4 protein-coding genes are annotated in these 3,586 nt (G+C 64.1%); 2 read left to right on the top strand and 2 right to left on the bottom strand.

From position 1 onward, the window contains the following. The coding region (locus EN742_RS28210) for an EAL domain-containing protein (RefSeq protein WP_128333534.1) at positions 1-1,260 on the bottom strand (1,260 nt) is incomplete at its 3' end. Between the two features lie 114 nt (positions 1,261-1,374). Further along, positions 1,375-2,235, bottom strand: coding sequence for an alpha/beta hydrolase (locus EN742_RS28205; RefSeq protein ID WP_126058749.1), 861 nt, complete (start codon positions 2,233-2,235; stop codon positions 1,375-1,377). A 148-nt stretch (positions 2,236-2,383) separates the two neighbouring features. On the opposite strand from EN742_RS28205, the gene EN742_RS28200 reads away from it, so the two are divergent. Then, positions 2,384-2,935, top strand: a complete 552-nt coding sequence (locus EN742_RS28200; RefSeq protein ID WP_126058750.1) for an isoprenylcysteine carboxylmethyltransferase family protein — start codon at positions 2,384-2,386, stop codon at positions 2,933-2,935. 161 nt (positions 2,936-3,096) lie between these two features. Continuing rightward, positions 3,097-3,492, top strand: coding sequence for a cupin domain-containing protein (locus tag EN742_RS28195; RefSeq protein ID WP_126058751.1), 396 nt, complete (start codon positions 3,097-3,099; stop codon positions 3,490-3,492). Positions 3,493-3,586 lie beyond the last annotated feature (94 nt).

Here is a 3,586-nt window from a genome sequence, read left to right as displayed (position 1 = left end):
GGGCAAGGTCTTGAGATAGTTGATGCCGCAATGGCCGGTGCCGAAATCGTCGAGCGCGATGTGGAAGCCGAGCCCGCGCAGGGCTTCCAGGCGCTTCAGGATTTCGGGCGTGGCCGCGGTCGCCACCGTCTCGGTGATCTCGATTATGAACTCAGCCGCCAACCTGCCGGTTTCGCGGAGCACGCGGTCGCACATGGTGACGATCTCGTCGCGCTTCAGCTGCTCGCCGGAAACGTTGATGCTGATGCGGAGCCCGGGAAAATGTGCGATGTCGGCGCAAGCGCGCCTGAATACCCATTCGCCGAGCATGTCGATCAAGGTCGAACGCTCGGCGATCGGTATGAAGTCGGCCGGTGATATCAGGCCACGCACCGGATGGCGCCAGCGGACGAGCCCTTCAAGCGCAAAGGTCGATCGGTCGGTATCGACGATCGGTTGATAGTGGAGGTCAAGCTCGCCGAGGTAGATGGCCGCTCGAAGCTCGCGCTCGACCAGGCGACGGTAGCGCTTGTCCGACAGCATCTCCTCGTCGAACACGGTGACGCGGCCACGGCCGCCGGCCTTGCTCTCATAGAGGGCGAGGTCGGCAAGCAACATCAGCTCCGTCGTGTTCGAGGCGTGCGCGGGAGCTAGTGCCACGCCGATCGAGATTGATAGCGGGACGATCTTGCCTTCATGCGATTTGCCTGCCCGCATCACATCGAGCAGCCGGCGCGCATCCTTGTTGATCACTGCCAGATTGCCGTGCGGAACGATGACGGCGAATTCGTCGCCACCCAGCCGCCCGACTACGCCGTCGGCGAAGATACGCTCTGCGGCCTTGACCAGATGCGCCAGGGCGAGGTCGCCGAATTGATGGCCGAACGTGTCGTTGAGCTGTTTGAAGTGATCGAGATCAATCAACAGCAGGCTCGCCTCGCGCCGGCTGCGCAAGGTGCCCAGCCGCTCGTCGAGCGCTTCGAGGACATAGCGGCGGGTCATGGCGCCGGTCATCGCGTCGACGGCCAGAAAATGATGCTTCTCCGCTTCGGCGGCCGCCGCCGAGCGCAGGCGCTGGACCACGCTGCTGCGCATGTACATCAGCACCAGCAGCGCCAGGCCAGTCGCCACCATCGAAACGATGAGGGCGCTCGTGAAGGAGGAGTCCCTGACCAGGCCGGCCGCGCCGAGCGCGGTCGCGGCGATGCTCAGTACAAGCAGGAACTGGATACCGCGGTAGATTCTGCCGCTGTGATCCTTGATCGTGGCCAGTATGCTCATGTCACCGTCCCCGCAACACAAGCCACGGCTAGCGCCCAGCTGTTAAGAAGACATTGAGCCTGCCGACGATCGGCCGCTCATGGTTAAGAAGAAAATCGTCGGCGTTACGTGACGTCAACCGGTCCGGCGCAGGGCCGGCAGGGCAGTATCCGCATCATGCGTCGCGACAGCCTCAGCAAAGCGCGACAGCATCGGATTGAACAGGTCCGGACGCTCCCAGAAAGGGGCATGTCCGGCGCCAGGGACGACGTGGCATTGCTCCCACAGCGTGCCGCAATCCAGCGTGTCGAAGTAGTTGAGCCGGATGAACGGGTCGTCCTCGCCGTTGATGATCGCGACGGGGAAGGCGGCCTGCTCGACAACCTGTTTCTGGTCGGCGCCCTTGCCGGCCATCATGGAACGGGTCACCATGACGCGCAGCCGGCCATCCGTGCGCAGGATGGCGTCGCGGAATGACGGATCCGCGCTGTCGCCGAAGCACAGCGTTTCGAAGCGTTCGGCATCGCGTTCGGAATAGACCTTCTTGGAAGCGAGCAGCATGTCCCAGTTGGCGTGGAAGCCGCGCAGCATGCCGAAGAAGCCCTTCGATACGGGCGGCGCACCGGTCAGCATCAATCCGTGGACGGCCGGATGGAAGCTTGCGAGCTCTATGGCGACATGGCCGCCGAGCGACCAGCCGTAGACGACGGCGTGGCCGATGCCCAGACCGTCGAGGAGCTCGGCCGCCGATCGCGCCAGGCCGGTGAGCGTATAGTCCGTCGCCGGGTCGGCGGCATCCGAGGACTCGCCATGGCCGGGCAGGTCGAAAGCGATCAGCCGGTGGGCATCGGCAAGCGGGCTGTCGAACTGGCGGGCGAACACGGCGCGCGAGGCGCCGGACCCGTGGATCATCACGATGGGCATGCCGGGGCCCGCCGATTCGCTGACGCGCAAATCGGCCTGCGGGGTGCGGATCGTACGCTCAACGACGGCCATGATGCATTGAACCTTAGGATTGCGTAGCGGCCAATATCGCATTCCCGGGTCTACGCGGGCTTTAGGTTTCTGGTTAAGAAAGGACTAATCTGCGCCGACCGTCTATAGTGGCTCCCGAATCTTCGATGGCGGGCATGGAATGTTGACGATGGAACGTGGGCTCGACCTTCTTGTCTCGATCATCGGCATCGCCACGGTCGGCCAGTATCTGTGGTCGATGCGCGCTCATTTCCAATCGTCGGGCATGTCCTCGGGCGCGAAGATAATCTCGGTCGTCGTGGCCGCGACGGCGCTGTTTTTCCTGGCGATCATCTGGATCCTGCCGCAGCCGCTACTGGCCAAGATCGTCGGGCTGGTGATCCAGCTGGCGAGTTCCGCGCTGTTCTGGTGGGCGATTGCGAGGTCGCGCAAGGCGCGGCTGCGCTTTGTCTTCGACGCCGACAATCCGCATGGCCTGGTGACCGACGGACCCTTCTCCTACATCCGCCACCCGTTCTACACGTCCTACATCATCTTCTGGGCCGGTTGGGGTATCGCCACATGGTCGATCTGGGCGGTGGTGCCTGTCGCCGGGATTTTCGTGCTCTATCTGATCGCGGCGCTGGACGAAGAGAAGAAATTCTCGCGCACGGATCTGGCCGGCGCCTATGAGGCCCATCGAAAGCAAGCCGGCTTGTTCTGGCCGCGGCTGCGATGGTGACGCCGCCGACGATGCGCGGCTGACGCGTGTCCGGCGTGCCATCCGGCTGTCCGGGAAGCGGTTGCGTCCGGACAGGCATCGGAGGAAAGTGTCGCCGCAAGGGCGGACCGTAGCGGTGCGGTCGCCACCGCCGATGTGACCCCAGTTCGAGGATTGAAACGATGAAGATCATTGCTTGCGGCAGCGTGCCGACCATCATGGCGCCGGAAAAGTATTTCACCGGCCGGGTGCTGCAGACACCGATCATCGAGAAGGAGGCGCCGGCGCGGCTGAGGGCCACCCTGGTCAGCTTCGAGCCTGGCGCGCGGACCAACTGGCATACGCATCCGCTTGGCCAGACGCTCTATGTCACCTCGGGCGCGGGCCGTGCCCAGACGTGGGGCGGGTCGATCCAGGAGATCAAGGCCGGCGACGTCATCTCGTTCGCGCCCGACGAGAAGCACTGGCACGGCGCCGGCGCGAGCACGGCGATGACGCACATCGCCATGCAGGAAGCGATTGACGGCGTCCACGCCGACTGGCTGGAGAAGGTCAGCGACGAGCAGTATGGCGGCTAACCACCCGAAAAAAACCGGCCTGGAGCCGGGCTTTTTTCGTCATCAGGTCAGTGAAGCGGTGAAGCGCTGGATGCGCGTGCAAGCCTCTTCCAGC

The organism is Mesorhizobium sp. M4A.F.Ca.ET.020.02.1.1 (assembly GCF_004022645.1).
Taxonomy (GTDB): domain Bacteria; phylum Pseudomonadota; class Alphaproteobacteria; order Rhizobiales; family Rhizobiaceae; genus Mesorhizobium.
The sequence above is the reverse complement of the archived record's forward strand: the minus strand, read 5'-3'. Positions and strand labels throughout refer to the sequence as shown.